Origin of the sequence: Pseudomonas sp. KBS0710 (genome assembly GCF_005938045.2) — a bacterium.
Taxonomy (GTDB): Bacteria; Pseudomonadota; Gammaproteobacteria; order Pseudomonadales; family Pseudomonadaceae; genus Aquipseudomonas.
In genome coordinates this window covers 725,158-750,785 of record NZ_VCCF02000001.1, presented here as the reverse complement: position 1 = coordinate 750,785, position 25,628 = coordinate 725,158, and the positions used below count along the sequence as shown (strand labels likewise).

Genomic DNA, 25,628 nt, shown 5'->3' with positions numbered 1-25,628 from the left:
ACCGAGTGTAATTTCCTTTTAGAGCCGACCATGACTGCACCTCTGCGCCTCACCGACCGTAAACGCGAAGCCATTGTGGCAGCCGCTATCGCCGAGTTTCGCGCGAATGGGTTCGAGGTCACCAGCATGGACAAAATCGCCGCCACCGCCGGCGTTTCCAAGCGCACGGTGTACAACCACTTCCCCAGCAAAGAAGAGTTGTTTGCCGAAATCCTCCACCAGTTGTGGGCCAGCAGTGTGGCCCAACTGGACGTCAGCTACGCCAGCGACCGCCCGCTGCGCGAGCAACTGCGCGGGTTGCTGGAGGCCAAGATGCTGATGATGTCGGACGCCAACTTCCTTGACCTGGCCCGTGTCGCGATTGCCGCCACCATCCATTCGCCGGAACGCGCGCAAGACATGGTCAACCGCCTGAGCAAGCGCGAAGAAGGCTTCACCCAGTGGGTACGCGCCGCGCAGGAAGACGGCCGGCTGTCTTGCACCGACCCCGCCTTCGCCGCCCACCAGATACAAAGCTTGCTCAAGGCGTTCGCGTTCTGGCCGCAGATCACCCTCGGCCAACCGGTGCTGGACGCCGCCTGCCAGGCCGGCGTAATTGAATCGGCCATCGACCTGTTCCTGGCCGGTTACGAAGTGCGTGCTCCTGGGCCGCGGTAAACCTGTTGCATGCGCGACATTCCAGGTCGCTTTTGGCGTATTCGCACGCGGCGCTGCGCAAATGGCCTGGAAGGACACTGATTATTCCCACGCGAATAACTGACAATATTCACACTTAATATCCGATCAACGGTTCTACCCGCTGACGCGCGCTGTCGTACCCGCAAAAAAGAGCTGACCCGGAACACTATGGAAAACAGACGAGGCAAAGGGCTTTCATTTGCCAGACGTATCTACAAGCCAAGGATCATCGGCCTGGGTATCGGTTGTATCAGTGTGGCCGGCGCCCTTTACCCCTTGGCGATGCCGGGCTGGGTGTGGGCGTTCCTGCTGTTCAATGGGTTTGCCTGGGCGCATGTGGCGTATCAGCTCTCGGCCCGTTCGCAATTTCCCTATCAGGCGGAACAGCGCAACCTGCTCTATGACTCGCTGTTCGGTGGTTTTTGGGCCGCCGCCACCCAGTTCACACCTCTAACGGCCGTGACTGTGCTGTCGATGATGACCATGAACAATGTCGCGGCGGGCGGCAAACGTCTGTTTCTGCGCGGGCTGTTGGCACAAACGGCGGGTATTGCGGTGGCGTGGGGCGTATTCGGGGTCAAGTTCAACCCCAACGTCAGCCTCACCCAGGTCTACACCTGTCTGCCGATGCTGACGCTCTACCCGATGGCCATCGGCATGGTCTGCTACCAACTGGCAATCAAGCTCTCGGAACACAAACGCGCCCTCAGTGCCCTGAGCCGCATCGACAGCCTCACCGGCCTGCTCAACCATGGCTCATGGAAAGACCTGTTGAACCTCAAGTTCCACAAGTGCCGGCAGCAAGGCAGCCACGCCACCATCGCGCTGATCGACATCGACCACTTCAAGCAGATCAATGACACTTACGGTCATATTGTCGGTGATGCGGTGTTGCGCCAACTCAGTCAGGAATTGCGTCTGCACCTGCGGGAAAAAGACTTGGCCGGCCGCTACGGCGGCGATGAGTTCTGCGTGATTCTGCCGTTAATGCCGCTGGAAGAAGCCGCGCAAGTCATGGAACGCATGCGCGAAAAATTCAGCAACTATCGCAATACGCAGATTCCCGAGTTGCGCGTGAGCCTGAGCATTGGCCTCGCAGACTTCCAGCCGCTGTTCAGCGATGCCGCGATGTGGCTCAACGCGGCGGACCGCGCCCTGTACGCAGCCAAGGAAACCGGGCGTAACCGGGTGAATGTCAGCGACTACGTGGTCGCCCATTCCGCTTGAGTTGTCCGATAACACCTCGTCTGAATCTTCCGCCCGCGCCTCGCAGCGATAGCATAATGCCGCCACTGGTCGCCTGCCCAATAATGGTCCTGCCCTAACGGCGAACTTCTTGGCAGGCTGATCACTCTGAACCCCTTGTTCCGCCCCCCTCTGTCAGCACCAGGAAGCTGACAATGAGCAAGTCAACCGTAAGGCCCAGGGCCATACGGGGTCAGGCGCCTATTCATGGATACCTCTGACGCGTGCTTCCCCGAGCCCTCGAACATGCTATTTAACGCCCATAAAAAAACCATCAGTACCCTGCAACATACCAATGCCCAGCAGGCCAGCCTTCTCGACGCGATTGAGCGCTCCATGGCCGTTATTGAGTTTGACCTGCAAGGCACCGTGCTGCGTGCCAATGACAACTTCCTCAAGACCATGGGCTACCGCGCCGAGCAGATCCTGGGGCAGTCACACCGGATGTTCTGCACGCCCGCGTTTGCCCGCAGCGCCGACTACAACCAATTGTGGACGCACCTGCGCAATGGCCAATTCCAGTCCGGCACCTTTGAGCGGCTGGCCGGCAATGGCCAGTCGGTGTGGCTGGAAGCCAGCTACAACCCGGTGCGCGATGAGGCCGGCCAAGTGATCAAAGTGGTGAAGTACGCCATGGATGTCACCCCACGCCTGCAAGCCGAAAGCGAGGCCAACGCCAAGCTGGGTGCCATTGACCGCGCCATGGCAGTCATCGAGTTCAACCTCGACGGCACCATCATCACGGCCAACGACAATTTCCTGCAGCGCATGGGCTACAGCCTGGCGCAGATCCAGGGCAAACATCATCGTCTGTTCTGCACGCCGGAGTTGGCCAACAGCTCGGCGTACACCGAGTTTTGGAAACGCTTGAACCAGGGCGAACTGTTCAACGGCCAATTCGAGCGCGTCGATAAACACGGCCAGACCCTGTGGCTCGAAGCCAACTACAACCCGGTGTACGACGCCAGCGGGCGCCTGTGCAAAGTGGTCAAGTTCGCCTCCGACGTCACCGCCAGGGTGCAACAGCACGCGGCCGACGCCGCCAGCGCAGCCCAGGCCTACCATATTTCCCTGAACACCCGGGATGTGGCCGAAAAAGGCGCCGATGTGATTCAGCAAACTGCCAGCGGCATGCGCGAAATTGCCGCCGACATCGACACCTCCTCGCAACTGATCGCCAAGCTGGGTGAGCGTTCGCAGCAGATCACCGCCATCGTCAATACCATTCGCGGCATCGCCGACCAGACCAACCTGCTGGCCCTCAACGCCGCCATCGAGGCGGCACGTGCGGGTGAGCAAGGCCGTGGTTTTGCCGTGGTGGCTGACGAAGTGCGGCAACTGGCAGCCCGTACCAGCGGCTCGACGGCGGAGATCTCCAGCATGATCGCGATGATCCAGGACGAAACCCGCCAAGCCATCGAGAGCATGGACAGCACCCGCGACCGCGCGGCGCTGGGGGTCGACCTGGCCAACCGCGCAGGCACGGTGATCCTGCAGATTCGCGAAGGCACCACCGAGGCCGTGCAAGCGGTAAGCGCATTTGCCAACGAGCGCGGCAACAACTGACCGGTTCTTCATGTGCCCGGCGGGGGGCTCGGTCTATAGTGCTAGCTTGTCTTAACGCCTAGGATTCGAGCCCGCCATGACCCCCGACAAGCCAGACGCCGTACCTATCGATCACCTGCGCTTCCACCGCGGCCACGCCCATCTGGCGCCGACCTTCGGCAACGACACCTTCGCCCTCAAGGCCGAAGCCTTCGCGCGCTTCTTTGGCACGCCGACCTTTCTCGGCGCGCAAACCGCGATCGTGGTGTTGTGGGTGGTGCTGAACATCACCGGCGTCACGCATTTTGACGTGTACCCGTTCATCTTGCTCAATCTGGCGTTCAGCCTGCAGTCGGCTTACGCTGCGCCGCTGATCCTGTTGGCCCAGACACGCCAGGCCGCCCGCGACAAAGCCCAGTCCGACGCCGATGCGCAACACCGCGAAGCCCTGGCCATCGCCAATACCGAACGCCAGGCCCAGGCCGCGCAAACCACCAAACAGTTGCTGGAGTTGCTGGAGCAGAACACCCGGCTGACGGAAATGACCAAACAACTGACCGAGCGTATCGAGAGGTTGACGTGCGAGATGCATGAGCAGTTTGTGCGAAAAAGCTAACGTTGCGACCAGCGCACATGCCGCGCCAATTCATCAAACAACGTCACCACCGAGCGCAGAGCCCGGCAATCCGGGCGCGTCAGCAACCATAGCGCCGTATCACGCCCCGCCAGTGCCGGGCCAAGCGGTTGCAAACCTTCTTGCAACAGAAAGTCCGGCAGCGCCGCCACGCCCAGCCCTGCACGTACCAGCTCGGCGACCGACAGCATGCTGTTACAACGATAACTGGGACGTACGCCCGGCAGATGCTCGCGACGCCAGGCCACGGTGGCGTGATCGGGCAAAAAGTCATCCGGCGCGATCCAGACCAGCTCGGCCAGCTCACGCCCTTGGTTTTCGCGGGCATAACTTGCACTGGCATACACCTGATAGGCCACGGAGCCCAATCGCCGGCCCACCAGATGCTCCGGCGGGGTCTTGGTCAGGCGCAGGGCAATGTCCGCGTCGCGGCGGCTGAGGTTGGCAAAGTCATTGGAGGTGCTCAATTCCAGGGTCAACGCCGGGTAGGCTGGCATAAACTGCGCCAGAGCCGGCAGCAGCAAGCCTTGCAGCACCGAGTCGGTACAGGTCAGGCGCACCGTGCCGCTGATCACTTCACCGCCCTGCTCCACGCCGATACGCGCGGCTTCCAACGCCTGCTCGGCCTGTTCGGCCTGCTGCGCCAAGTGGCTGGCCAAACTGGTGGGCAGATAGCCGGCGCGGCTTTTTTCGAACAGGGTCTGGCCCAGGGCCGCCTCCAGCCGGCGCACCGCCCGGAACACCGTGGACACGTCCACCCGCAACAGCGCCGCCGCCCGCGCCAGGGTGCCGCCACGCACCAGCGCGAGAATCAGCGAGAGGTCCGGGTAATCGAGCTGATAGTGCGTGGCTGCATTGAGCATGTGGGCAAACGCCAATTTTGATTGCGTGAGCGCCAATCTATAGTGCGCCCCAGGACACCACAAGCCATGGGATATACGCGATGAAAGCCACCACCCTGCACCTCGCCCTGATCGGGGATTACAACCCTGACGTAACGGCCCACCAGGCCATCCCCGTAGCGCTGCAACAGGCTGCTGACGCTTTGGGCCTGAGCGTGCAATGGCATTGGTTGGATACGGACTCGATCACCCCGGCCACCGAGCTGCATGCCTTCGACGGCTTCTGGTGCGTGCCCGCCAGCCCCTACCGTGATGCCGACGGCGCACTGCGGGCGATTCGTTTTGCCCGCGAGCAAAAACGCCCCTTCCTGGGCACCTGCGGTGGTTTTCAACACGCGGTCATCGAATATGCCCGCAACGTGCTGGGCTGGGCGGATGCGGAGCACGGCGAACTGGCACCCGAGGCCAGGCGCGCGGTTATCACGCCGCTTGCGTGTTCACTGGTCGAGGCCACTGGCAGCATCCGCCTGGCGCCCTACACGCGCATCGCCGAGGCTTACGCCAGCCTGGACACCCACGAAGGTTACCGTTGCAGCTACGGCATCAACCCCGCGTTCGCCCAGGCATTGCTCGCAGGCGACCTGATCCCCAGCGGCCACGATTCGACGGGCGATCTACGCGCCATCGAACTGCTGGACCATCCGTTTTTCGTCGCCACTTTGTTTCAGCCCGAACGCGCAGCACTTAAAGGGATAACGCCACCACTGGCGGTTGCCCTGCTCAACGCCTGCCAGGCGCAATCGATATGATCGCCAACACACCCGCCCCGCCCTATTACGCCGTAATTTTCAGCTCGTTGCGTACCGAAGGCGATCAAGGCTATGGCCAGGCCGCCAACCGTATGTTGGAACTGGCGCGCGAACAACCGGGGTTTCTGGGTGTTGAGTCAGCGCGGGAAGACGGCTTGGGCATCACCGTTTCCTACTGGGCAAGCGAAGCGGCGATTTTGGCCTGGAAGCAACAAGCCGAACATAGCCAAGTGCGCGAGCAAGGCCGCGCCCATTGGTATTCGGCGTTTCACACCCGCGTGTGCAAGGTGGAGCGGGCTTACACCTTCCAGAATTGAAATACTTACCCGCTCCAACAAGTAGATCTCCACTCGCCTGGACCTAACTCACCAAACTGCGCAACGCACTGATCTGCGGGATCTCCACCCGGCGCATATACACGCGCAACGGTTCGGTGATGTTGATACGGTCATCGATATTCTGGTCCAGCAGCAACTGCAGGCGCTCGCGCGACAGGGTCATGGTGTGGTCGGCGGCCGGCAGCCAGACAAATTCGGCGGTGGGGATGATGCCGTCATCGGCCACGTCCATGCCGAAGGCGTCTTCGCTGAAACGCACGATGTAGTGGCCGGTTTTGCGGTTCAGGCCGACAAAGCCATGGAGTTGGTCGGCGGCCTGGCAGATAAGCTCGGAAGTGATGCGCATGGTAAACCTCACTGAAAAGTCCCACGGGGACTGGAAAGATGGTTTACACGCGTGGCAGAAATTACTGCCCTCTAACGGGGCAGCTTCGGCCAAGAATACTGCAACACAGCACAAAAAAACCCACAAAAATGCCTCGTGAGTAGCTTAATGTCGGTTTGGTGATAGCGCCTTTCGCAATCAATTGTTAAAAAGGACGCCTTCTCAAAGTTACCTCCACGAAAGGACTTCGCATATGCCTGTCACGTTTACCAAGAGCGCCCTGCTGCTCGCTCTGATGCTCGGCCTTGGTCAGGCACAGGCTGCCGACCCGATCAGCCCGGCTGAATTGGCGACAAACGAAGGCATTCCATACCCGGCTGTCATTGCTCACCGTGGCGCGTCCTACGATGCCCCCGAATCCACTGCCGCCTCCTACAAGCTCGCCCGTGACCTGGGTGCCGACTACCTGGAAATGGACCTGCAGCGCAGTAAAGACGGCGTGCTGTTCGCCCTGCACGACAACAACCTGCAACGCACCACCGACGTGGCCACCAAGTTCCCCGAGCGCAAAGACGCCCCGGCCAATGAGTTCACCTGGGCCGAATTGCGCACCCTGGACGCCGGCAGCTGGTTCAACGCCGCTTACCCGGACCGCGCCCGCCCGGCGTTTGTTGGCCTGAAAATCCAGAGCCTGGACGAGATCATCAAGATCGCCGAAGGCAACCCGCAGCACAAACCCGGCCTGTACATCGAGACCAAGGAGCCCAAGCAGTTCCCGGGCATCGAAGCCGATCTGAAAAACAAGCTGCTGGATAAAGGCTGGTTGAGCTCGGCCGGTTCCAAGCTGGGCAAGAGCAACACCGGCGTAGGCCAGGGCAGAGGCCGCGTGGTGCTGCAGACGTTTGAAAAAGACAGCTTGAAAGAGCTGCAAAAAGAAATGCCCAACACCCCGAAAATTCTGCTGTTGTGGGTTGGCCCAGGCAGCATCGAGCCTAAATCGGCACAAACCTTTGCTGAGTCCGGCGAAACCACCAAGGCCGCCTACTACGCCAAGCAAGAGCCAAAAGACGCCGCCGAGTTCGAAAAATGGGTGGACGAAGCCAAGAGCCTCGGCGCCATCGGCACCGGCCCTTCGGCCGAGCTGACCAACCATGGCGACCAGAGCTACACCGACCTGGTGAAGCCTGAGATGAACAAGCTGACCCACGACAAAGGCCTGCTGGTGCACGTCTACACCGTCGATGAGCCCGTGGACTTCGAAAAAGTCATGAAGGCCGGCGTTGACGGCATCTTCACCAACCGCGCCGCCGAACTGCTGAAGTTCTACAAGCGCTGGCCTTCGTCGAGCGTGCAGGACCTGCTCAAGGACAACGGCTACTGAGTGAAACCCGAATGGTCAGGCCGCCTGTGGTTGGGGCATGACTACGGCCTGATCTTCGGCGAGCTGGGGCGTACCGCGCCCCATGCGCACTATGCTCATCAGTTGATGCTGTGCCCCGGCAAGCCGGTCACGGTCAGCCTCGATGGTCGTGTCACCAAGGCCCATCGCTTGTTTATCCCCTCGCGACAACCCCACGCCATTCTCGCCAGCGACGGTGAGGTGCTGGTGCTGTATGCCGAACCTGCCACCTTTGCAACCCAGACCCTGGAGCATCTGTTGCTCGATGCGCAGCCGTGCCTTGAGACACTGCAATTGCAACTGGGCCAGTTACCCCGGCGCGCCCTCGTCGACCCGCGCCTGGAACGTGCACTCTCGGCCCTGGATCAACAGCTTGCCGGCAAGGTTTCGGCCCAGGCATTGGCCCACGCCGCGCACCTTTCATTAAGCCAATTGGAACGCCTGTTCACCCATCAGTTGGGCGCACCCGTGCGCCGCCTGGTGCTGTGGCGGCGCTTGCGTGTGGCGCTGCAAGTGGCCCTCGGCGGCAGCACGTTGACCGAGGCCGCCCATGCCGCCGGGTTTGCCGACTCGGCGCATTTTTCGCGCACCATGAAGCAGTTGTTTGGCGTGACGGCCGGCGCGTCATTGCGTCAGCTGGACGTGCGGCTGCTAACGTAGCGCGTCCGGCAACGGCGGTTCTTTGCTCAAGCGCGCCGGCATGAACGGGTCGCGTAACTGCGCCACATAGGCCACCGGGAAGTCCGGCCGGCTGCCAATACCCAGATCGCCAGGCTTCATGTGAGCGTGCTCGCGATAAAACGCCGTGCCCAACAGCCAGTCCCACAGGTTGAAGAACAAACCGAAATTCACATCCCCCGCCCGCCCGTACTTCATGTGATGGAAGCGATGCACCGGCGCCCAGGCGAATACCCAACGCAATGGCCCTAAACGCATATCGACGTTGGAATGCTGCAACAACAACTGGATCGCAATCGCCAGGGCCAGCAACTGCGCAACCTCCACTGGAATACCCAAGAGCACCAGCGGCAGCAAACCCGCCGTCGCCTCCAGCATCTGATGCAAAGGGTGTTTCATCAGCCCATTGAACCCATACAGCCGCTGCACGCTGTGGTGCACCGCATGCAGGCGCCAGAGCGGTGCAATACGGTGGCTGGCGTAATGCATCAGGGTAATGCCGGCATCGGCCAACACGATCGACACCAGCAGTTGTGCCCACACCGGCCAGTCGCGCGGCCAAATACCTTCGAACGCCAGCAGGGCCGTGAGCCCTGGCAAAATCAACAGGCCCAGGGCGTTGAGGCTCTCGTTGACCAACGCGTGGAGCGTGTCTCGGCGCCGGTCGCCGAGGCTGCGATTCCATTGCGGCTCATAGGGCAGCCATTGCTCCATCACAAATGACACGGCGACGGCTGTCGCAAATACCACCACCAGCCAACCGGGTTGCCAAAGCCCCCAGGCTAAAAAGCCCATCAGGAATCCAGGTGCGTAAAGCCAAGCCACTAAACGTTTCATCCGAATCTCCCTTCCAGTGAGCCCCCAGCATGAAACCCTCCACACCCAGCGAATTGAACAAACGGCGCAACCGTTTGAAATAATTAAGGGTGAGTTAAGTTGCGCTGGATAACCTGAGGCCACTTAAACAGCTCACCGAAGAAGGACACACACCATGAAAACCCTGACCGCCCTGTTCGCCGCCACCGCCCTGACCCTGACTGCCGGGTTGGCCCAGGCGGATGTTCGCCCGGACCACATTGAAGGTTTGCTCAAGTCCCGCGCCGTGATGCCGTTTGATACGCTCAATGCAAAGGCTGTAGCCACACACCCAGGTGCCAGCATCACTGACACCGAGCTGGATCACAAAAATGGTGTGCTGGTCTACGAAGTTGACCTGACCGACACCGCCGGCAAACGATTTGAAGTGAAGCTCGACGCCAAGACCGGCGCCGTACTGGAAGACAAGCTGGACACCTGATTTTTTGATCCCCAAAAAACCGCGCCACCTCAGGGTGGCGCGGTTTTTTTATACCTGTTCATCCGCCAAACCCAGAAAAAATCTCCAGATAGTTAATGAAATTACACCTACAAAGCGCAAGGTCGTTAGAATCCCCATTATTGACCTGAGCCGAACGCTCACCACCTTTCGTATCGAGATCGCTGCATGGGGCAAAAAGCCGCCGACATCGCCACCATTGGCCGCATCAGCGCGGTACCCGCGATGCTCAAAGTCATCAGTGACATGACCGGCCTGCGCTTTGCCGCCGTGGCCCGGGTGACCGACGACACCTGGACCGCCTGCGCCGTGCTCGACCAACTGGAGTTCGGCCTGGGCGTTGGCGGCGAACTCGACCTGACCACCACCATTTGCCATGAAATTCGTGGCTCCCACGTGTCGGTGGTGATCGACAAAGCCAGCGAAGACCCGCTTTACCAAGACCACCACACCCCGCGCCTATACCACTTTGAGAGTTACATCTCTGTGCCGGTATTTCGCACCGACGGGCGTTTTTTCGGCACCATTTGCGCGCTGGACCCCAACCCGGCCCCTCTGCGCAGCAGCACCATCCAGTCGACCATGGAGTCGTTCGCCCGCGTACTGTCGTTGCAGATTGAAGCCGAAGAAGCCTTACAGCAGACCGAAGCGCAATTGCAGGAAGAACGCAGCACCGCCGAGTTGCGCGAGCAATTTATCGCCGTGCTGGGGCATGACCTGCGCAACCCGCTGTTCGCGATCAATTTCGGCGCCGAGCGCTTGCTGCGCAAACATCCGGACCCCGCGACCGACACGCTCATACGCCATATCCTCAGCAGTGGCCGGCGCGCTGCGCAATTGGTCGAGGATGTGCTGGACTTCGCCCGTGGCCGCATGGGCAGTGGCATCCCGTTGCACCTCAAAGACTGCCAGGACCTGCAGGCCGCTTTGCAGCACGTGGTGTCCGAAGTGCAAAGTGTTCACCCGCAGCGGCTGATCCAGGCCGATATCGGCGACCTGCGTGGCGTGTACGGTGACCGCGATCGACTGGCGCAATTACTCTCCAACCTGGTGGCTAACGCCATTCATCACGGCCGCCATGACGGTGCGGTACAGGTCACGGCGCAGATCGAGCATGACCACTTCACCTTGGCCGTCAAAAACCTCGGCCAGATCGACGCACTCGCCCTGCCCCGGCTGTTTGAGCCCTACGCGCGACCGCTTAAAGACACCCCACAAGCCGGTCTCGGCCTGGGGTTATATATCGTCAAACAGATTGCCGATGCCCACGGCGGGCAGCTTGAGGTGTCCTCTTGCGAGCAAACCGGCACCCAGTTCACCTTCAGCTTGAAAATACGCTGAGCAAGTTTTCAATCTGTCACAAAATCGTCATCCCGCCTTGCAATGATTCGCCCACGCGAACCTGTGAAACGTCCTACAGGCGCTTTCTCTGCGAGCCGCCATGAACCACAGCATCGACCACAGCCACCAGGATCCCGATCTGTTTGGCTTGCTTTACGGTTTTCGTTTTCGGCCCGGTGAAAAGGGCGAGCAGATTGATTCAGCGACCGCGCTGGCCGCGTTAAAAGCGCCGCAAGACCCGCAAGAGTTCCTGTGGCTGCACCTGAACCTGGCCCACGCCGCCTGCGAGCGCTGGATGCAGGCCAACCTGGCATTGCCGGAGGAGTTTTTCGAAGCCCTGCACGAAGGCTCGCGCTCCACGCGTATCGAACACGTCGACTCAGCCTTGCTGGCAGTGGTCAACGACGTGGTGTTCAACTTCAGCAGCATGGTGTCATCGGATATCTCCACGCTGTGGGTCTGCGCCCGCAGCCATCTGCTGGTGAGCGCACGCCTGCAACCGTTGCACTCGGTGGATAAATTGCGCTCGTCGGTAAAGGCCGGTGAACGCTTTCGCTCGCCGCTGGAGTTGCTGGTGCATTTGCTGCGTGACCAAGGTGAAGTGCTGACGCAGATCGTGCGTAAAACCAGCATCAGCGTCGACCATATCGAAGACCAGTTGTTGTCCTCACGCCTGTCCACCAACCGCGCCGAACTCGGGGCGGCGCGCCGGGTGCTGGTGCGCCTGCAACGCCTGCTGGCACTGGAGCCGGGCTCTCTGCTGCGCCTGCTGAACCGCCCGCCGCAGTGGCTGCAAAAAGAGGACGTGAAGGAATTGCGCAAATCCACCGAGGAGTTTGCGCTGATCATCAACGACCTCACGGCCCTGGGCGAGCGCATCAAGCTGTTGCAGGAAGAGATTGCCGCCAACCTCAACGAACAAAGCAACCGCACGCTGTTTACCCTCACGGTGGTGACGGTGCTGGCGTTGCCGATCAACATCATCGCCGGTTTTTTTGGCATGAACGTGGGCGGCGTGCCGCTTTCCACCGACCCGGAAGGGTTCTGGATCCTGGTGGCGCTGGTGGCGACGTTTACCTTGATTGCCGGGCGCTGGGCATTCCGTAAACGCAAAGACTATTGAATTGAAATACAGTCGAAATGTGGGAGCTGGCTTGCCTGCGATCGCTATCTATCAGCCAACTTTTGATTGCCTGATGTACCGATATCGCAGGCAAGCCAGCTCCCACATTGATTGCACTCTGACATTAGCTTTGTGGTGTTTTTTGGACCAGCGGCAAACTCAATTCCTTAAACACTGACCTACCGCAGCATCTCTGTAACATTCTGCAATGATCATCAGGAACATCCTCCCCACACTGGATGCTCCGGCATGGCCACCCCTTCCCTGACCGCTTCCAACACCGCCTCACACGCAGACCCCAAACCTCGGCTGGATAAAAAACCCGGCCTGCTCACCGTGATCATTTTCTTCGCCGTGCTTGCCATGGGCTTGTTGTTCACCGCCTACAGCCTGATGCACGACATGCACGAACTGGGCACGGTGGTCACCACTTGGACGCCGTTCCTGCTGCTGGGCGTGGCGCTGTTGATCGCCCTGGGTTTCGAGTTCGTCAACGGCTTCCACGACACCGCCAACGCTGTGGCGACGGTGATCTACACCAACTCGCTGCCGCCGCATTTTGCGGTGGTGTGGTCGGGCTTTTTCAACTTCCTCGGCGTGCTGCTCTCCAGCGGCGCGGTGGCGTTTGGCATCATCGCCTTGCTGCCGGTCGAACTGATTTTGCAGGTGGGTTCATCGGCCGGTTTCGCGATGATCTTTGCGCTGCTGATCGCGGCGATCCTGTGGAACCTCGGCACCTGGTGGCTGGGCTTGCCGGCCTCGTCGTCGCATACCCTGATCGGCTCGATCATCGGCGTCGGCGTCGCCAATGCCCTGATGCACGGGCGTGATGGCACCAGCGGTGTCGATTGGAGCCAGGCCACCAAGATCGGTTATGCCCTGCTGCTGTCGCCGCTGATCGGTTTCGCGTTTGCCGCCCTGCTGTTGTTGGCCTTGCGCGCCTTTGTCAAAAACCGCTCGCTGTACAAGGCCCCCAAGGGCGACACCCCGCCGCCATGGTGGATTCGCGGTGCTTTGATCGCCACCTGCACCGGTGTGTCGTTTGCCCACGGCTCCAACGATGGGCAAAAAGGCATGGGCCTGATCATGCTGATCCTGGTGGGTACGCTGCCGATGGCTTACGCACTGAACCGCACCATGCCTGCCGAGCAGTCCTTGCAGTTTGCTGCGGTGGCTGAAGTGACCCAAGTGGCACTGGTGAAAAGCGCACCACAAGTATTACCGGGCGACCCACGGCCGATTCTCTCGACCTATGTGCGCACCAAGGAAGCCACCCCGGAACTGGTGCCAGCCCTCGCCGCCCTCGCCGGCCAGATTGGTGACGAAGTAAAAGGCTACGGCTCCCTGGCCAAAGTCCCCGCTGAGGCCGTCGGCAACGTGCGCAACGACATGTACCTGACCAGTGAAACCATCCGCCTGATGGACAAGGGCAAGGTCGGCAACTTCGACGCCGACACCCAAGGCAAGCTCAAGCTGTTCAAAGACCAGATCGACGCGTCCACGCGCTTTATCCCGCTGTGGGTGAAGATCGCCGTGGCCATCGCGCTCGGGCTGGGCACCATGGTCGGCTGGAAGCGCATCGTGGTCACGGTGGGCGAGAAGATCGGCAAGACGCACCTGACTTACGCCCAGGGCGCCTCAGCTGAGACAGTGGCGATGCTGACCATCGGTGCGGCGGATATGTTCGGGCTACCGGTGTCGACCACCCATGTGTTGTCGTCGGGTGTGGCGGGCACAATGGTGGCCAATGGCGGTGGCTTGCAGATGAAGACCATCCGCAATCTGCTGATGGCCTGGGTGCTGACATTACCAGCGGCGATTCTGTTGTCGGGCAGCCTGTACTGGCTGTTCACCCAACTGTTCTGACCTGACACAGCTTAAAACTGTGGGAGCGGGCTTGCTCGCGAATGCGGTGTTTCAGTCGCAGATGATTTGACTGACCCACCGCATTCGCGAGCAAGCCCGCTCCCACCGTTGGTTCGGTGTTTCTTCAGTGATTGACTTCAGTGAATGAAAAGCCCAGCCATGGCCTTGAGCCGCTTTTTGTAGACCCGCCGCGCCTCCAATGCCTCCTCCAATGTCACCGCCACAAACCCCGCCCGCTGGTTCGGCTGCATCTGCCCGATCAAGTCCAGGTCCGCACTGATCACCGTGCCGATCATCGCGTAGCCGCCACCCGACACCGCATCGCGGTGCAGCACAATCGGCTCCAACCCCGCCGGCACCTGGATCGAACCGATCGGGTAGCAACTGTCGACGATATTCGAGGGATCCGAGCCCGCACCAAACGGTTGTTCGCGCGGTTGAAAACTCAAGGCACTGCCGCCCTTGAAGCGATAGCCGATGCGATCCGCCTCGGAGCCCACCGTCCACGGCTCGGCAAAAAAGCTGCTTTTTGCCGCATCCGTCAGGCGCTCGTAATACAGCCCTGGCACCACGCGCAGGGTCACGTCACCTCCCACCGAACGGCGCAAGGCCATCGGTAAGCTATTACCCGCGCGGCCTGTTCCGCTGGCCTCGCCGATCGGCAGTTCATCGCCTTGCTGCAAGCGCCGCCCTTCAAACCCACCAAGCGCACCCAGCGTGTAAGTCGAGCGGCTGCCAAGCACCAACGGCACATCAATGCCACCGGCCACCGCCAGATACGTGCGCGCACCGGCCTTGGGAAATTCAAAGCGCAGCACCTGCCCGGCGCGCACCTGGAAAGCGGTGTCCTGATGCACCACCTCGCCGTCCAGGCGCGGCGACATCAGCGCGCCACTGAGCGCCACCAATGCGTCCTGGCGAAACTCCAGTTCCGGGCCGATCAGCGTGCATTCCAGACCCGCCGCACCGGCTGGGTTGCCGACCAAATGGTTGGCCGCACTCAACGCGTACTGATCCAGCGCGCCCGAAGGCGGAATACCCAAGTGGTAATAACCTTCACGGCCAAGGTCCTGCACAGAGGTGGCGAGGCCGGGTTTGAGCACCTTGATCATGCCAGCGCCTCCTGCAGGGTTTTCGGGTAGCCGATGGGGTCGGCGAGAAACGCATCCAGGGAAAATTCCACCGGGCGGATACGCAGGTCGAAACGCCCCGCCTCCACCTCGGCCACCGCCAGGTCGTAGGCGTCGCGGTCCATCGGTTTGAACTGCACGATGTCACCGGGGCGGAAGAACACCATATGTTCCTTGAGGTACGCCAATTGTTGCGCCGGGTCGTAGATCGGCGCCGGGGTTACGCCAAACATCTGGTAACCACCCGCACCGCGTACCGAGTAAATGCAGCCGAAGCAGCCGCCATGGCCGAGGGTCAGCTTTGGCGTGTCAGTGCGCGGGCGCAGGTACTTGGGTACCTGCAATTGCCGCTCGCGCTCGACCATCTGGAACATGAACGGCAGGCCCGCAACAAAGCCGACCATCGACACAAACCACGGCGCACCACTGTGGGCGGCGATAAACGCGTCCACATCGGCCAGGCCGTTGATGCGCGCGGCGTATTCCAGATCCGTGCCCGTTGGGTCTTGATGACGGTCACGAAAGCGCATCAGGGTTTCATGGGTCCAGGGGTCGTTGTAGAGCACCGGGATTTCGATGATGCGCGTGTGCAAGGTGCGCTCGGCCACGGCCTGGGCTTCTGCGCTTTGCACCGCGTCGAGCAGCACATGCGGCGCAATACGGTCGGGGTCGAAGCGAATCTGGAACGATGCATTGGCCAGGCACACATCCAACACGCCCTCCAACGCCAGGCGCTCCACGGCGCGGGTCACGGCCATGCCTTTGAAAAAGGCTTCCAGGGACATGCTGTCGCTGACCTCGGCAAACAGGTGTTCATCACCGCCGAAGCTGTAGCGGATGGGGGTGGTTTCAGCCATGTCTGTTCCTCTTGGAATCATTGTAGAAAGGCAGGCAAAAAGTGCTGTTGCGATATTTTTATTGGGGTTCTTATTGAGGTGATCTGACTTCAATCCCAGCCTGGTCCAAGGCTTCGCGAGTGGCTTCCACCAACTCCAGCGCGCCAGGCGTGTCGCTGTGCAGGCAGATGGAATCGAATTCGATCTGCAGGTCTTCACCTTCTACGGTTCGCACCCGGCCCGTCTGACAAGCACGCAGCACGCGCGCCGCAACGGTTGCAGGGTCCAAGGCGCGCACATTGCGAGTAAATACGATCGAGCCGCTCAAGTCGTACTCACGGTCGGCGTAAAACTCGCGCACCACCGGTTGCCCCAGCTCCTTGGCCACGCGCCAGATCACCGAGTTGGGCATGCAGTACAGCAACAGTGTCGGCTCGATGATTTGCAGGTTCTGCACCAGCAGCCGTGCCGCTTCTTCGTCGCGGGCCAGGTGCATATAAAGTGCGCCGTGGGGCTTGATGTGTTGCAAGACCAACCCTTGGGCACGCGCGATTTCGCGCAGGGCACCGAGTTGGTAAAGGATGTCGTCCACCAGTTCCTGGGCCGGCGCGTTGATGTGCCGACGGCCGAACCCCACCAAGTCACGAAAGCCCGGATGCGCACCAATGCCCACGCCCAGTTGCTTGGCGCGTTGGACCGTGAGGCGCATGGTGCCAGGGTCGCCGGCGTGGAAGCCGGTGGCGATATTGGCTGAGCTGATATAAGCCATCAGGTCAAAGTCGACGCCATCGCCGATGGTCCAGGGGCCGAAGCCTTCGCCCATGTCCGAATTGAAATCCACTGCCTGCATCGAGGTCGCTCCGCCAAAAGGTGATGGCTGAAAGTAGGCCGGGGCTTGACCCCTTGGGAAGATCTATTATCAGATGGCCCATCTTCTGAAAATCAGATAACGCCATGTCCCTGACCTTGCGCCAAGTCCGCTACTTCGTCGCCACTGCCGAAATCGGCCAGATTTCCCAGGCGGCCATTCACCTGAACATCTCCCAGTCGGCGGTGACCACCGCCATCAAGGAGCTGGAAGCGATGCTCGGCGTGCAGCTGTTCGTGCGTTCGGCCCAGGGCATGAACCTCACTGACGCCGGGCGGCATTTTCTCAACCGCGCCTATGTGATCGTGCGCAGCGTGGACGACGCCCTCAACAGCCCTCTGCCCGACTACCGTGCCAGCGGCGTATTGCGCGTAGCGGCCAGCTACACGGTGTTGGGTTACTTCCTGCCGCACCATTTGCAGCGCATGCAACACTGGCACCCGGACGTGACCATCGACGTCTTCGAGCAGGAACGCCAGGCCATCGAACACGGCCTGCTCGACGGCCAGTTCGACATGGCCGTGGTGCTCACCGCCAACCTCACCCACCCGGATATCATCTCGGAAATTCTGTTCAACTCCGAACGCCGCCTGTGGCTGCCCAGCCATCACCCGTTGTGCGAGCGCGGTGCCGTGAGCCTGGCGGATGTGGCGCAAGAACCTTACATCCTGCTGACCGTCGACGAAGCCGAGCACAGTGCCATGCGCTACTGGGAACAGGCCGGGCAAACGCCCAACGTGCGGCTGCGCACCAGTTCGGTGGAAGCGGTGCGCAGCATGGTCGCCAATGGCAGCGGCGTGGCGATCCTGTCAGACCTGGTGCACCGTCCATGGTCGCTGGAAGGCAAACGCATCGAAACCCTGACCGTCACCGACCCGGTCACACCCATGAGCGTCGGCCTGGCCTGGCACCGCGAGCGTGCATTTACCCCAGCGATGCAGGCGTTTCGTGATTACTTCCACGACGCCTTCCTGGCGCCCCAGCAGTTGTCGGCGCGGCGTTAAATATGGGCCTGCAAGGTCGCGGCCAGCCACTCCATGAACACTCGCACCCGCAACGGCAAATGCCGTTGGCCGGCGTAGAGCATCGAGACATCCAGGGGCGGTGCGAGGTAGTCCGCCAACACCGAAACCAACTCGCCACTGGCCAATAATTCGCGAATACCGAGCAGCGGCACCTGGATAATCCCCAAACCGCCGAGACACGCCGCCTGGTAGGCATCGGTGCTGCTGACGGTCACGCGCCCGGCCATGGCCACGCGCTGCACCTTGTTGCCTTGCAGGTATTCAAATCCGGCCGAGCGCGCACCGAGCGGGCGCACGTAATGCACCAGTTGATGCTGCGCGAGGTCGGCAATGGTTTCGGGCACGCCATAACGTTGCAGGTAGGCGGGGCTTACACAGTTGACCATCGGCATGCTGCACACCTTGCGGGCAACCACGCTTTGATCGGGTTGCGCGCCCACGCGCACCACGCAATCAAAGCCTTCAGCAATCACGTCGACCTGGCGATCCGAACTGCTGATTTCCATCTCCACCAACGGGTGGCGCGCCATGAACGACGGCAGCTGCGGCATCACCAGGCCGCGCGCCATGGCGTTGGGCATATCCACCCGAATGCGCCCGGCCAATTGCGCTTCGTCCTGGCGAAACAGGCCTTCGAGTTCTTCCATGTGCGCGAGCAAATCCTTGCTGCGCTCATACAGCACGCGGCCGTCCTGGGTGGCTTGCACGGTGCGCGTGGTGCGCTGCAACAGGCGCGCGCCCAGCAACGCTTCCAGCGCCTGCACATGCTCGGACACGGTGGAGCGCGGCAGGCCGAGGCTCTCGCCGGCCTGGGTAAAACTCGACAGTTCGGTAACCCGCACGAAGGTGCGCAGCAGCTCCAGTTTGTTCATGGGATTGTTCGCCTTATCCGGCCAGTGATTCCGATATCAGCCTGTTTATCACGTTATGGGCGGACAAATACACTCAGTTCCACTGATCACCCAATGAGGACTACCCCATGACTCGTAAAATCGCACTCATCACCGGCGCCAGCCGTGGCCTTGGCAAAAGCGCCGCTTTGCACCTTGCCGCACAAGGCGTGGATATCATCGGCACCTACCACAGCGCCGCAACCGAAGCCCAAGCAGTGGTGGCGCAGGTTGAAGCGCTGGGCGGCCGCGCCGCCATGTTGCAACTGGATGTCAGCCAAAGCGGCAGCTTCGATGCTTTCGTCGGGCAAATCGCTACGGTGCTCAAGGATGTTTTCGCCCAGCAACATTTCAATTTTCTGATCAACAACGCGGGCATCGGCGCTCATGCAAGCTTTGCCGACACCACCGAAGAGCAGTTCGACAAGCTGGTGGCCATTCACTTCAAGGCGCCGTTTTTCCTCACCCAGAAACTGCTGCCGCTGATCAGCGATGGCGGGCGCATCATCAACATCTCCAGCGGCCTGGCGCGGTTCAGCCTGCCGGGCTACGCCGCCTATGCGTCGATGAAAGGCGCGGTGGAAGTGCTGTCGCGTTATCAGGCCAAGGAACTCGGCCCGCGTGGCATCACCGTCAACACCCTGGCACCCGGTGCGATTGCCACCGATTTCAGCGGCGGCGCAGTGCGCGATAACCCGCAGGTAAATGCGATGGTGGCCGATAACACCGCCCTTGGCCGTGCCGGCTTGCCGGACGATATTGGCGGCGCGATTTCGATGCTGCTGGCCGATGGCAGCAACTGGATCACCGGGCAGCGCATCGAAGCGTCGGGCGGCATGTTTCTGTAAGCATTCTGCGCTAGCATCAATGCCTTCAGATCACTGACGGGCAATCACCGATGAGTTTTGATCCAGGCTTGGCCGGCGGTATGGGCGTATTGGCCGCCGTGGTCGACAGCGGCAGCTTTGCCCGCGCCGCCAACAGCCTGGAGATGACGCCTTCGGGGGTCAGCCGGGCGATTTCCCGCTTGGAAAAACGCCTCGGTATTCGCCTGTTCGACCGCACCACCCGCTCGGTGCAATTGACCGACGAGGGGCGACGTTTCTACCAGCACATCGCCCCGTTGTTGGCCGGGCTGGAGGAGGCCGCCGATTCGGCGGCCGACAGCGCCCTCACCGTGCGTGGGCGTTTGCGGGTCAATATCGACCCGTATTTTTCGCGACTGGTACTCGGCCCAGTACTCGGCGACTTCATGCGCCAATACCCGCAACTGCAACTGGACCTGCACACCCGCGATCAACTCGGCGACCTGGTGGCCGACGGCTTTGACTTGGCCATTCGCTTCGGCATCCCGCAATCCTCCTCGCTGATCGCACGCAAACTGATGGAAGTGCGCGTGCTCACCCTGGCCTCCCCTGCCTACCTTGAGCAATACGGCCGCCCCACGGTCCCGCAAGACCTGGAAACCGGGCATATGTGCCTGGATTTTCGCGACTCGCAAACCGGTCGCCCGTTTGCCTGGGAATTCCATCGGCCCGGCGAGCAAGTGATTGTGCGCACCAGCGGCCGCTTGGTGGTTAACGACGCCAGCACCTTGTACAGCGTGTGTGAACACGGGCATGCCGTGGCGCAAATGCTCGACCTCGGCCTGGATTCGGCGATCAAGGCCGGCAGCCTGGTAGAGCTGTTCCCCGAGTGGCCGGACGAGCGTTTCCCGTTGTACGCCTACTACCCGTCGCGGCACTTGCCCGCCGCCAAGGTGCGGGCATTTCTGGCGTTTGTCGCCTCGCTCAAGCTTGGCTAGGCAGCCTTTGCTGTACGATTTTTTCCCGCAGCACGTCATACCCCCAGTGGTACACGTAGGTATACGGCAGGAAGAACAACAGCACGCCGATGTCGAGGATGAAGGCTTCCAGCAGGCTGATCTTCATCAACGCGGCGATCAACGGCACCGCCAGAATAATCAGGCCGCCTTCGAACAGCAGCGCATGCACCACGCGGGTCCAGCCGCCGTCGGTCCATTGCAGGCGGGCCTTGAGGCGGTCGAACAGGCTGTTGAAGATGACGTTCCAGCTCAGCGCCAACAGGCTGATGCCCAGGGTCACCGCGCCCATTTCCAGGGCCGGCCGGCCGGTGATCCACACCAGCAGCGGCGTACAGATCAACAAGGCCAGCCCTTCAAAACCAATGGCCTGGCATACACGTTCAGTAATCGACTTGGTAGGGTTCATGACCCGGCTCCTTGAGTGACGATGGTTGCCATGATTACCCTTTGACTCGATACTTCATAACTAATAACCATCGATAAAGGCGATAGTCATGGCCTCCAATGAAGTGCTGCAGGCGTTTGTGCAAGCCGCTACCCAAGGCTCGTTTTCGGCGGCGGCGCGCAAGCTGGGTAAAAGCCAGTCCACCGTCAGCGCGGCCGTGGCGAGCCTGGAGATTGACCTGGATGTGGTGCTGTTTGATCGCAGCAGCCGTAAGCCGACACTCACGCCCGCCGGCCATGTGCTGTTGCAGCGCGCCGAGCAGGTGCTGGAGGCCAGCAGCCGCCTGGAATTGGCGGCGAGCCAGCTGTCACAGGGCCTTGAGCCCAAGCTGACCATCGCCATGTCCGATACTTACCAGTCCGACCGCTTTGAAGTCGCCCTCAAAGCCTTTGAACAGCGCCACCCGGACCTTGAGCTGGAATGCCTGATCGCCGAATGCGAAGACCTGATCGCCCTGGTGCAAAGCGGCCGGGCGCAGATTGCGTTTATCGAAAAACAAGACACTTACCCGCCCGACCTGACCGGCGCGCCGGTCGAGGAACGCACCGAAATTGCCCTGTTCGCGGCGCCCACACACCCGTTGGCCAAGCTGAAGAACATCCCGGCGCAGACCTTGCAACAACACCGTGAACTGCGCCTGGCTAGCATCATTAACCCGACTGAAACCCGCCCGAGCGGGCGGGTATGGTCGGCGCCCAGTTACTTGATGCTGATGGAGATGGCGCAGCTGGGGTTTGGCTGGGCACCGATTCCGCGCTGGTTGGTGGAGCGTTTTGGCGGCGACCACCTGGTCGAACTCAAGGCCCGCAGCTGGCCGCGCTCGGTGGCGGTGGATGCGCTGTGGTCAAGGCACCATCCGCCGGGGCCGGCGGGGAGTTGGTTGCTGGGCAAGATGTTGGAGTGATGCCCCCCAAACAATGAAGATCAAAACTGTGGGAGCTGGGTTGAACATCAGGTTTGGGTCAGGCTGCTGATAGCTGCGGTGGGCGGTTGTTCTGGAAGTATTCGTGCAGGGCACGCAACGCAGGCAGTTCCAATGCTTGCGCGGCGAAACACAACCCCACCCGCCGCGTCGGCGCCGGCAGGTGCCATTCGCGAATCACCACGCCAGCACGTTCAGCCGCCATCGACTGCGGCAACATCGCCACGCCCACGCCCGCGGCCACCATGTGCAAAGCCTGGGTCAACGAACCGGCATGCCCGGCCACCGCTTGCGGCGAGCGGCCATAAAGCGCCATCAAACGCTGATGGGAATCGTGCTGCGGACAGGTAATCCAGTCTTCAATCGGCGCCCACGCTTGCTCCTTGCCCGCGTGCGCCATGGGATGCTCGGCAGGCAAGGCCATCACGTAAGGCTCCTCCCACAGCGGCAAAAACAAATCGTCCTCGCAGCACATTTCTTCCACTGCCAACCGCCCTTGGCCTGCGCAGCCTTCCTGCAAGGTCAACAGCAAGCCCGGCAGACCCCGGTGTGCCATGCGCAGGAAGGTTTCGATCTGGCTGTCGGCAATATCGCCTTCCACACCCAGCTCCAGCGCAATGCGATTTTCGCGCCCGCGAAACAGTCGGCTCAAGGCGTGCGCTTCGGCGACCATGCGCCGCGCTTGCGGGTACAGCACCCGCGCTTCGGCACTGACCTCTACGCCACGCGGCTGGCGCACGAACAGCGCCACACCCAGCTCGTCTTCCAACTGCTTGATGGTCACCGACAAGGTCGGCTGGCTGATGAACAAACGCTGGGCAGCTGCGGTGATATTGCGTTCCTCGAACACCGCGAGAAACGCCTTGAGGTGACGCACATCCATAGTTTTATCCGATGACAGACAGAGGAATAAGGCATTTTTCAGCCTCGATCTGGGTAAATATACTGCGACCACGCTTTCCGTTATCGGTTTTTCTTATTCCAGGAGTGCATTTATGAGCAAGCCACTGATCATCATCACCGGCGCCAGTTCCGGTATCGGCGAAGCCACCGCGCGCCTGCTATCGGCCGCCGGTCACCCGCTGCTGCTGTTGGCGCGACGTATCGATCGTCTTAACGAGCTAGCCCTGCCGAACACCTTGAACCGAGGCGTGGACATCACCGACCGCGCCGCGCTGGTCGCCGCCGTGAAGGAAGCTGAAGCCCAATTCGGCCCGGCCGATGCACTGATCAACAACGCTGGCGTGATGTTGCTGGGTGCGGTCAGTGAACAAGACCCGGAACAATGGGAGCAGATGCTCGACGTCAACGTGAAAGGCCTGCTCAATGGCATTCACGCGGTGGCCGCCAGCATGGTGGCGCGCAAGGGCGGCACCATCATCAACGTCAGCTCGGTGGCTGGGCGCAAGACTTTCCCCAATCATGTGGCCTATGTAGGCACCAAGTTTGCCGTGCATGGGATTTCGGAGAACCTGCGCGAGGAATTGTCGCCGAGCAACGTGCGCGTGATTACGATCGCCCCGGGTGCGGTGGAGACTGAGTTGCTCAGCCATACCACGGATGAGGCGATCAAAAGCGGTTACCAGGCCTGGAAGCAGGACATGGGCGGCACGGTGTTGAGTGCTGATGATGTGGCTTCCGCGATTGCCTATGCGTACCAGCAGCCGCAGCATGTGTGCATTCGTGAAATCGTGTTGGCAGCGACCCGTCAGCAGCCCTAACGGAAATAGTGTAAACAACACTGTTCAATGTGGGAGCGGGCTTGCTCGCGAATGCGGTGTATCAGTCAATTAATCTGTCACTGACCCACCGTATTCGCGAGCAAGCCCGCTCCCACAGTTTTGATCTTCATTGTGTGGAGGATTTGAGCTCGGCCAGACGGCGTTCGAGGAAGCGTTTTTCCGGGGTTTGCTGGGTGAGTGAGAGGGCTTTTTCATAGGCTTCCCGCGCCTCTTCAACCCGCCCCAACTGCCGGCAAAACTCCCCGCGTGCCGAATGCGCCAGGTGATAATCCAACAATTCCCCGCGCTGCAGTATGCTCTCCACCAACTGCAACCCCGCCAACGGCCCCTGCCCCATCGCCACCGCCACAGCGCGGTTCAGTTCGATCACCGGCGACGGCACTTCGCGCAGCAACACATCGTAAAGCCCGACAATCTGCAGCCAGTCCGTGCCCTCAGCCTGGGTCGCTTCGGCATGCACCGCCGCGATCGCCGCCTGCAGGCAATACGGGCCAAAATGCCGTGTATTCAACGCCTGCTCCACCAGTGCACAGCCTTCAGCAATCAAAGACGCGTCCCACAATGCGCGGTTCTGTTCATGCAATAACACCAACTCACCCTCGGCCGAGGTGCGCGTTGCTCGACGCGACTCGTGCAGCAGCATCAGCGCCAGCAAGCCCATGACCTCCGGCTCTGGCAGCAATTCCAGCAACAAACGCCCCAAACGAATGGCTTCGCGGGTCAGGTCTTCGCGGGTGAGGTCGGCGCCCATGGACGCCGAATAGCCCTCGTTGAACACCAGGTAAACCACGCGCAACACGCTGTCCAGGCGCTCGGGCAACTGCTCCAGGGTTGGCACTTGGTAGGGGATTTTCGCTTCGCGGATCTTGCCCTTGGCGCGCACGATACGCTGGGCAATGGTGGTGGGCGTGGCCAGAAAGGCGCGGGCGATTTCTTCGGTGGTGAGGTCGCAGATCTCACGCAAGGTCAGCGCCGCCTGGGCATCGGGCGCCAACGCCGGGTGGCAGCAGGTGAAGATCAGGCGCAGGCGGTCGTCTTCCACGTCTTGCTCACTCCAGTCAGCCGCCTCCAGCGCGTCAGCCTGCTCCTGTAATAACGGGGTGAAACGTGCCTGACGGCGCAAGCGGTCGATGGCTTTGAAGCGGCCGGTGGAGACCAGCCAGGCCCGAGGGTTATCCGGCACGCCGTCTTGCGGCCAGCGCTGCACGGCAATAAAAAACGCTTCGTGCAGCGCCTCTTCAGCCAAGTCGAAATCACCCAGCAAGCGAATCAGCGTCGCCAGTACGCGGCGTGATTCGCTGCGGTAAATCGCCTCGACCTGCGGGGTCAATCGGGCATGCCTTGAGTCACCAGCGTCACCAGACGGTCGAGGCTCTGGCCCCAGCCATCATGAAAACCCATGGCTTCGTGGGCCTGCTTGTCGGCTTCGCTCCAATGCATGGCGCGGGCAGTGTATTGGGTCTTGCCGTCGACCTCTTCGAAGGTCACTTCGGCGGTCATGAACGGCTTGCCCGACGGGATCCAGCCCGGCGCGTAGGCATCGGTAAACACCAGCCGGCTCGGTGCCTCGATTTCCAGGAACACGCCAGAGGTCGGGTACTCGGCGCCATCCGGCGCGCGCATCAAGGTGCGAAACAGGCCACCGACCCACAGGTTCATTTCACACTCCGGCGTGGTCATGCCGTGTGGCCCCCACCATTGCTGCAACAGCTCGGGCGTGGTCCAGGCGCGAAATACCTTGCTTGGCGGTGCGTCGATCAAACGGCTGATGGACAGTTCAAATTCAGCGGGTTGGGTATTCATGGGT

General features: G+C 61.1%; 28 protein-coding genes. 17 read left to right on the top strand and 11 right to left on the bottom strand.

Translation table 11 applies throughout. The features are described from left to right. Positions 1-30 precede the first annotated feature (30 nt). The 4 genes from FFI16_RS03520 (at position 31) to FFI16_RS03505 (ending at position 4,084) form a co-directional block, all read left to right on the top strand. A complete protein-coding gene (locus tag FFI16_RS03520; RefSeq protein WP_138814168.1) occupies positions 31-657 on the top strand; it encodes a TetR/AcrR family transcriptional regulator in 627 nt (208 codons plus the stop codon). Positions 658-846: 189 nt separating this feature from the next. After that, the gene (locus FFI16_RS03515; protein WP_138814167.1) at positions 847-1,905 is read left to right on the top strand and encodes a diguanylate cyclase; all 1,059 of its coding nucleotides are present in this window, start codon (positions 847-849) and stop codon (positions 1,903-1,905) included. Positions 1,906-2,169: 264 nt separating this feature from the next. Next, positions 2,170-3,489 (top strand): PAS domain-containing methyl-accepting chemotaxis protein, encoded by a 1,320-nt coding sequence (locus FFI16_RS03510; RefSeq protein ID WP_138815352.1) that lies wholly within the window; start codon positions 2,170-2,172, stop codon positions 3,487-3,489. 76 nt (positions 3,490-3,565) lie between these two features. Beyond that, positions 3,566-4,084 (top strand): DUF1003 domain-containing protein, encoded by a 519-nt coding sequence (locus tag FFI16_RS03505; protein WP_138814166.1) that lies wholly within the window; start codon positions 3,566-3,568, stop codon positions 4,082-4,084. Here the strand turns inward: FFI16_RS03505 and FFI16_RS03500 are convergent. Then, positions 4,081-4,965, bottom strand: a complete 885-nt coding sequence (locus FFI16_RS03500) for a LysR family transcriptional regulator (protein WP_138814165.1) — start codon at positions 4,963-4,965, stop codon at positions 4,081-4,083. The two genes, FFI16_RS03505 and FFI16_RS03500, sit on opposite strands and share 4 nt — an antisense overlap. A gap of 80 nt (positions 4,966-5,045) precedes the next feature. Here FFI16_RS03500 and FFI16_RS03495 point away from each other — a divergent pair, with 80 nt between their 5' ends. Continuing rightward, positions 5,046-5,753 carry a CTP synthase gene (locus FFI16_RS03495; protein WP_138814164.1) on the top strand — a complete coding sequence of 236 codons (708 nt, stop codon included), beginning with the start codon at positions 5,046-5,048 and terminating at the stop codon, positions 5,751-5,753. Continuing rightward, positions 5,750-6,070: an antibiotic biosynthesis monooxygenase gene (locus FFI16_RS03490; protein WP_138814163.1), complete on the top strand. Its 321-nt coding sequence runs from the start codon at positions 5,750-5,752 to the stop codon at positions 6,068-6,070. Before FFI16_RS03495 ends, FFI16_RS03490 begins: the two co-directional genes overlap by 4 nt. A gap of 43 nt (positions 6,071-6,113) precedes the next feature. Here the strand turns inward: FFI16_RS03490 and FFI16_RS03485 are convergent, their stop codons facing one another. Continuing rightward, positions 6,114-6,437, bottom strand: a complete 324-nt coding sequence (locus FFI16_RS03485; protein ID WP_138814162.1) for a DUF2025 family protein — start codon at positions 6,435-6,437, stop codon at positions 6,114-6,116. Between the two features lie 232 nt (positions 6,438-6,669). Here FFI16_RS03485 and FFI16_RS03480 point away from each other — a divergent pair, with 232 nt between their 5' ends. Continuing rightward, on the top strand, positions 6,670-7,797 hold the full coding sequence (locus FFI16_RS03480) for a glycerophosphodiester phosphodiesterase (RefSeq protein ID WP_056859596.1): 1,128 nt from the start codon (positions 6,670-6,672) through the stop codon (positions 7,795-7,797). Next, positions 7,798-8,475: an AraC family transcriptional regulator gene (locus FFI16_RS03475; RefSeq protein WP_138814161.1), complete on the top strand. Its 678-nt coding sequence runs from the start codon at positions 7,798-7,800 to the stop codon at positions 8,473-8,475. It abuts the gene before it with no gap. Here the strand turns inward: FFI16_RS03475 and FFI16_RS03470 are convergent. Beyond that, positions 8,467-9,330 carry a sterol desaturase family protein gene (locus tag FFI16_RS03470; RefSeq protein ID WP_138814160.1) on the bottom strand — a complete coding sequence of 288 codons (864 nt, stop codon included), beginning with the start codon at positions 9,328-9,330 and terminating at the stop codon, positions 8,467-8,469. The two genes, FFI16_RS03475 and FFI16_RS03470, sit on opposite strands and share 9 nt — an antisense overlap. 154 nt (positions 9,331-9,484) lie before the next feature. Here FFI16_RS03470 and FFI16_RS03465 point away from each other — a divergent pair, with 154 nt between their 5' ends. The 4 genes from FFI16_RS03465 to FFI16_RS03450 all read left to right on the top strand — a co-directional run bounded on the left by FFI16_RS03465 (position 9,485) and on the right by FFI16_RS03450 (position 14,138). Next, a complete protein-coding gene (locus FFI16_RS03465) occupies positions 9,485-9,790 on the top strand; it encodes a PepSY domain-containing protein (RefSeq protein ID WP_138814159.1) in 306 nt (101 codons plus the stop codon). Between the two features lie 186 nt (positions 9,791-9,976). Then, positions 9,977-11,149, top strand: a complete 1,173-nt coding sequence (locus FFI16_RS03460) for a GAF domain-containing sensor histidine kinase (protein ID WP_138814158.1) — start codon at positions 9,977-9,979, stop codon at positions 11,147-11,149. 100 nt (positions 11,150-11,249) lie between these two features. After that, complete coding sequence (locus tag FFI16_RS03455; protein ID WP_138814157.1) at positions 11,250-12,272, top strand: transporter; 1,023 nt, start codon at positions 11,250-11,252, stop codon at positions 12,270-12,272. 249 nt (positions 12,273-12,521) lie between these two features. After that, positions 12,522-14,138 (top strand): inorganic phosphate transporter, encoded by a 1,617-nt coding sequence (locus FFI16_RS03450; protein ID WP_138814156.1) that lies wholly within the window; start codon positions 12,522-12,524, stop codon positions 14,136-14,138. Positions 14,139-14,275: 137 nt separating this feature from the next. On the opposite strand, the gene FFI16_RS03445 is transcribed toward FFI16_RS03450, so the two are convergent. The 3 genes from FFI16_RS03445 to FFI16_RS03435 all read right to left on the bottom strand — a co-directional run bounded on the left by FFI16_RS03445 (position 14,276) and on the right by FFI16_RS03435 (position 16,954). Beyond that, positions 14,276-15,250: a biotin-dependent carboxyltransferase family protein gene (locus FFI16_RS03445; RefSeq protein WP_138814155.1), complete on the bottom strand. Its 975-nt coding sequence runs from the start codon at positions 15,248-15,250 to the stop codon at positions 14,276-14,278. Beyond that, entirely contained in the window at positions 15,247-16,125 is an 879-nt protein-coding gene (locus FFI16_RS03440) for an allophanate hydrolase subunit 1 (RefSeq protein ID WP_138814154.1), read from the bottom strand. The genes FFI16_RS03445 and FFI16_RS03440 overlap by 4 nt, the downstream gene beginning before the upstream one ends. Before the next feature lie 70 nt (positions 16,126-16,195). After that, complete coding sequence (locus FFI16_RS03435) at positions 16,196-16,954, bottom strand: 5-oxoprolinase subunit PxpA (protein WP_138814153.1); 759 nt, start codon at positions 16,952-16,954, stop codon at positions 16,196-16,198. Positions 16,955-17,058: 104 nt separating this feature from the next. Between FFI16_RS03435 and FFI16_RS03430 the strand changes: the two genes are divergently transcribed. Then, positions 17,059-17,976: a LysR family transcriptional regulator gene (locus FFI16_RS03430; protein ID WP_138814152.1), complete on the top strand. Its 918-nt coding sequence runs from the start codon at positions 17,059-17,061 to the stop codon at positions 17,974-17,976. On the opposite strand, the gene FFI16_RS03425 is transcribed toward FFI16_RS03430, so the two are convergent. After that, on the bottom strand, positions 17,973-18,869 hold the full coding sequence (locus FFI16_RS03425; RefSeq protein ID WP_138814151.1) for a LysR family transcriptional regulator: 897 nt from the start codon (positions 18,867-18,869) through the stop codon (positions 17,973-17,975). The two genes, FFI16_RS03430 and FFI16_RS03425, sit on opposite strands and share 4 nt — an antisense overlap. Before the next feature lie 107 nt (positions 18,870-18,976). Between FFI16_RS03425 and FFI16_RS03420 the strand changes: the two genes are divergently transcribed. Together FFI16_RS03420 and FFI16_RS03415 are read left to right on the top strand one after the other, a co-directional pair. Beyond that, positions 18,977-19,735, top strand: a complete 759-nt coding sequence (locus tag FFI16_RS03420; protein WP_138814150.1) for an SDR family NAD(P)-dependent oxidoreductase — start codon at positions 18,977-18,979, stop codon at positions 19,733-19,735. 50 nt (positions 19,736-19,785) lie between these two features. Beyond that, a complete protein-coding gene (locus FFI16_RS03415) occupies positions 19,786-20,691 on the top strand; it encodes a LysR family transcriptional regulator (protein ID WP_138814149.1) in 906 nt (301 codons plus the stop codon). On the opposite strand, the gene FFI16_RS03410 is transcribed toward FFI16_RS03415, so the two are convergent. Next, positions 20,678-21,118, bottom strand: coding sequence for a multidrug/biocide efflux PACE transporter (locus tag FFI16_RS03410; RefSeq protein WP_138814148.1), 441 nt, complete (start codon positions 21,116-21,118; stop codon positions 20,678-20,680). The genes FFI16_RS03415 and FFI16_RS03410 overlap by 14 nt on opposite strands. Positions 21,119-21,206: 88 nt before the next feature. On the opposite strand from FFI16_RS03410, the gene FFI16_RS03405 reads away from it, so the two are divergent. Then, the gene (locus FFI16_RS03405; RefSeq protein WP_138814147.1) at positions 21,207-22,061 is read left to right on the top strand and encodes a LysR family transcriptional regulator; all 855 of its coding nucleotides are present in this window, start codon (positions 21,207-21,209) and stop codon (positions 22,059-22,061) included. 58 nt (positions 22,062-22,119) lie between these two features. Here FFI16_RS03405 and FFI16_RS03400 read toward each other — a convergent pair whose 3' ends face one another. Next, positions 22,120-22,962 (bottom strand): LysR family transcriptional regulator, encoded by an 843-nt coding sequence (locus FFI16_RS03400; RefSeq protein ID WP_138814146.1) that lies wholly within the window; start codon positions 22,960-22,962, stop codon positions 22,120-22,122. 112 nt (positions 22,963-23,074) lie between these two features. Between FFI16_RS03400 and FFI16_RS03395 the strand changes: the two genes are divergently transcribed. After that, complete coding sequence (locus tag FFI16_RS03395; RefSeq protein WP_138814145.1) at positions 23,075-23,800, top strand: SDR family oxidoreductase; 726 nt, start codon at positions 23,075-23,077, stop codon at positions 23,798-23,800. A 127-nt stretch (positions 23,801-23,927) separates the two neighbouring features. Here FFI16_RS03395 and FFI16_RS03390 read toward each other — a convergent pair whose 3' ends face one another. Together FFI16_RS03390 and FFI16_RS03385 are read right to left on the bottom strand one after the other, a co-directional pair. Then, positions 23,928-25,151, bottom strand: a complete 1,224-nt coding sequence (locus tag FFI16_RS03390) for an RNA polymerase sigma factor (RefSeq protein ID WP_138814144.1) — start codon at positions 25,149-25,151, stop codon at positions 23,928-23,930. Next, on the bottom strand, positions 25,148-25,624 hold the full coding sequence (locus FFI16_RS03385) for an SRPBCC family protein (protein ID WP_138814143.1): 477 nt from the start codon (positions 25,622-25,624) through the stop codon (positions 25,148-25,150). The genes FFI16_RS03390 and FFI16_RS03385 overlap by 4 nt, the downstream gene beginning before the upstream one ends. Between the last annotated feature and the right edge of the window lie 4 nt (positions 25,625-25,628).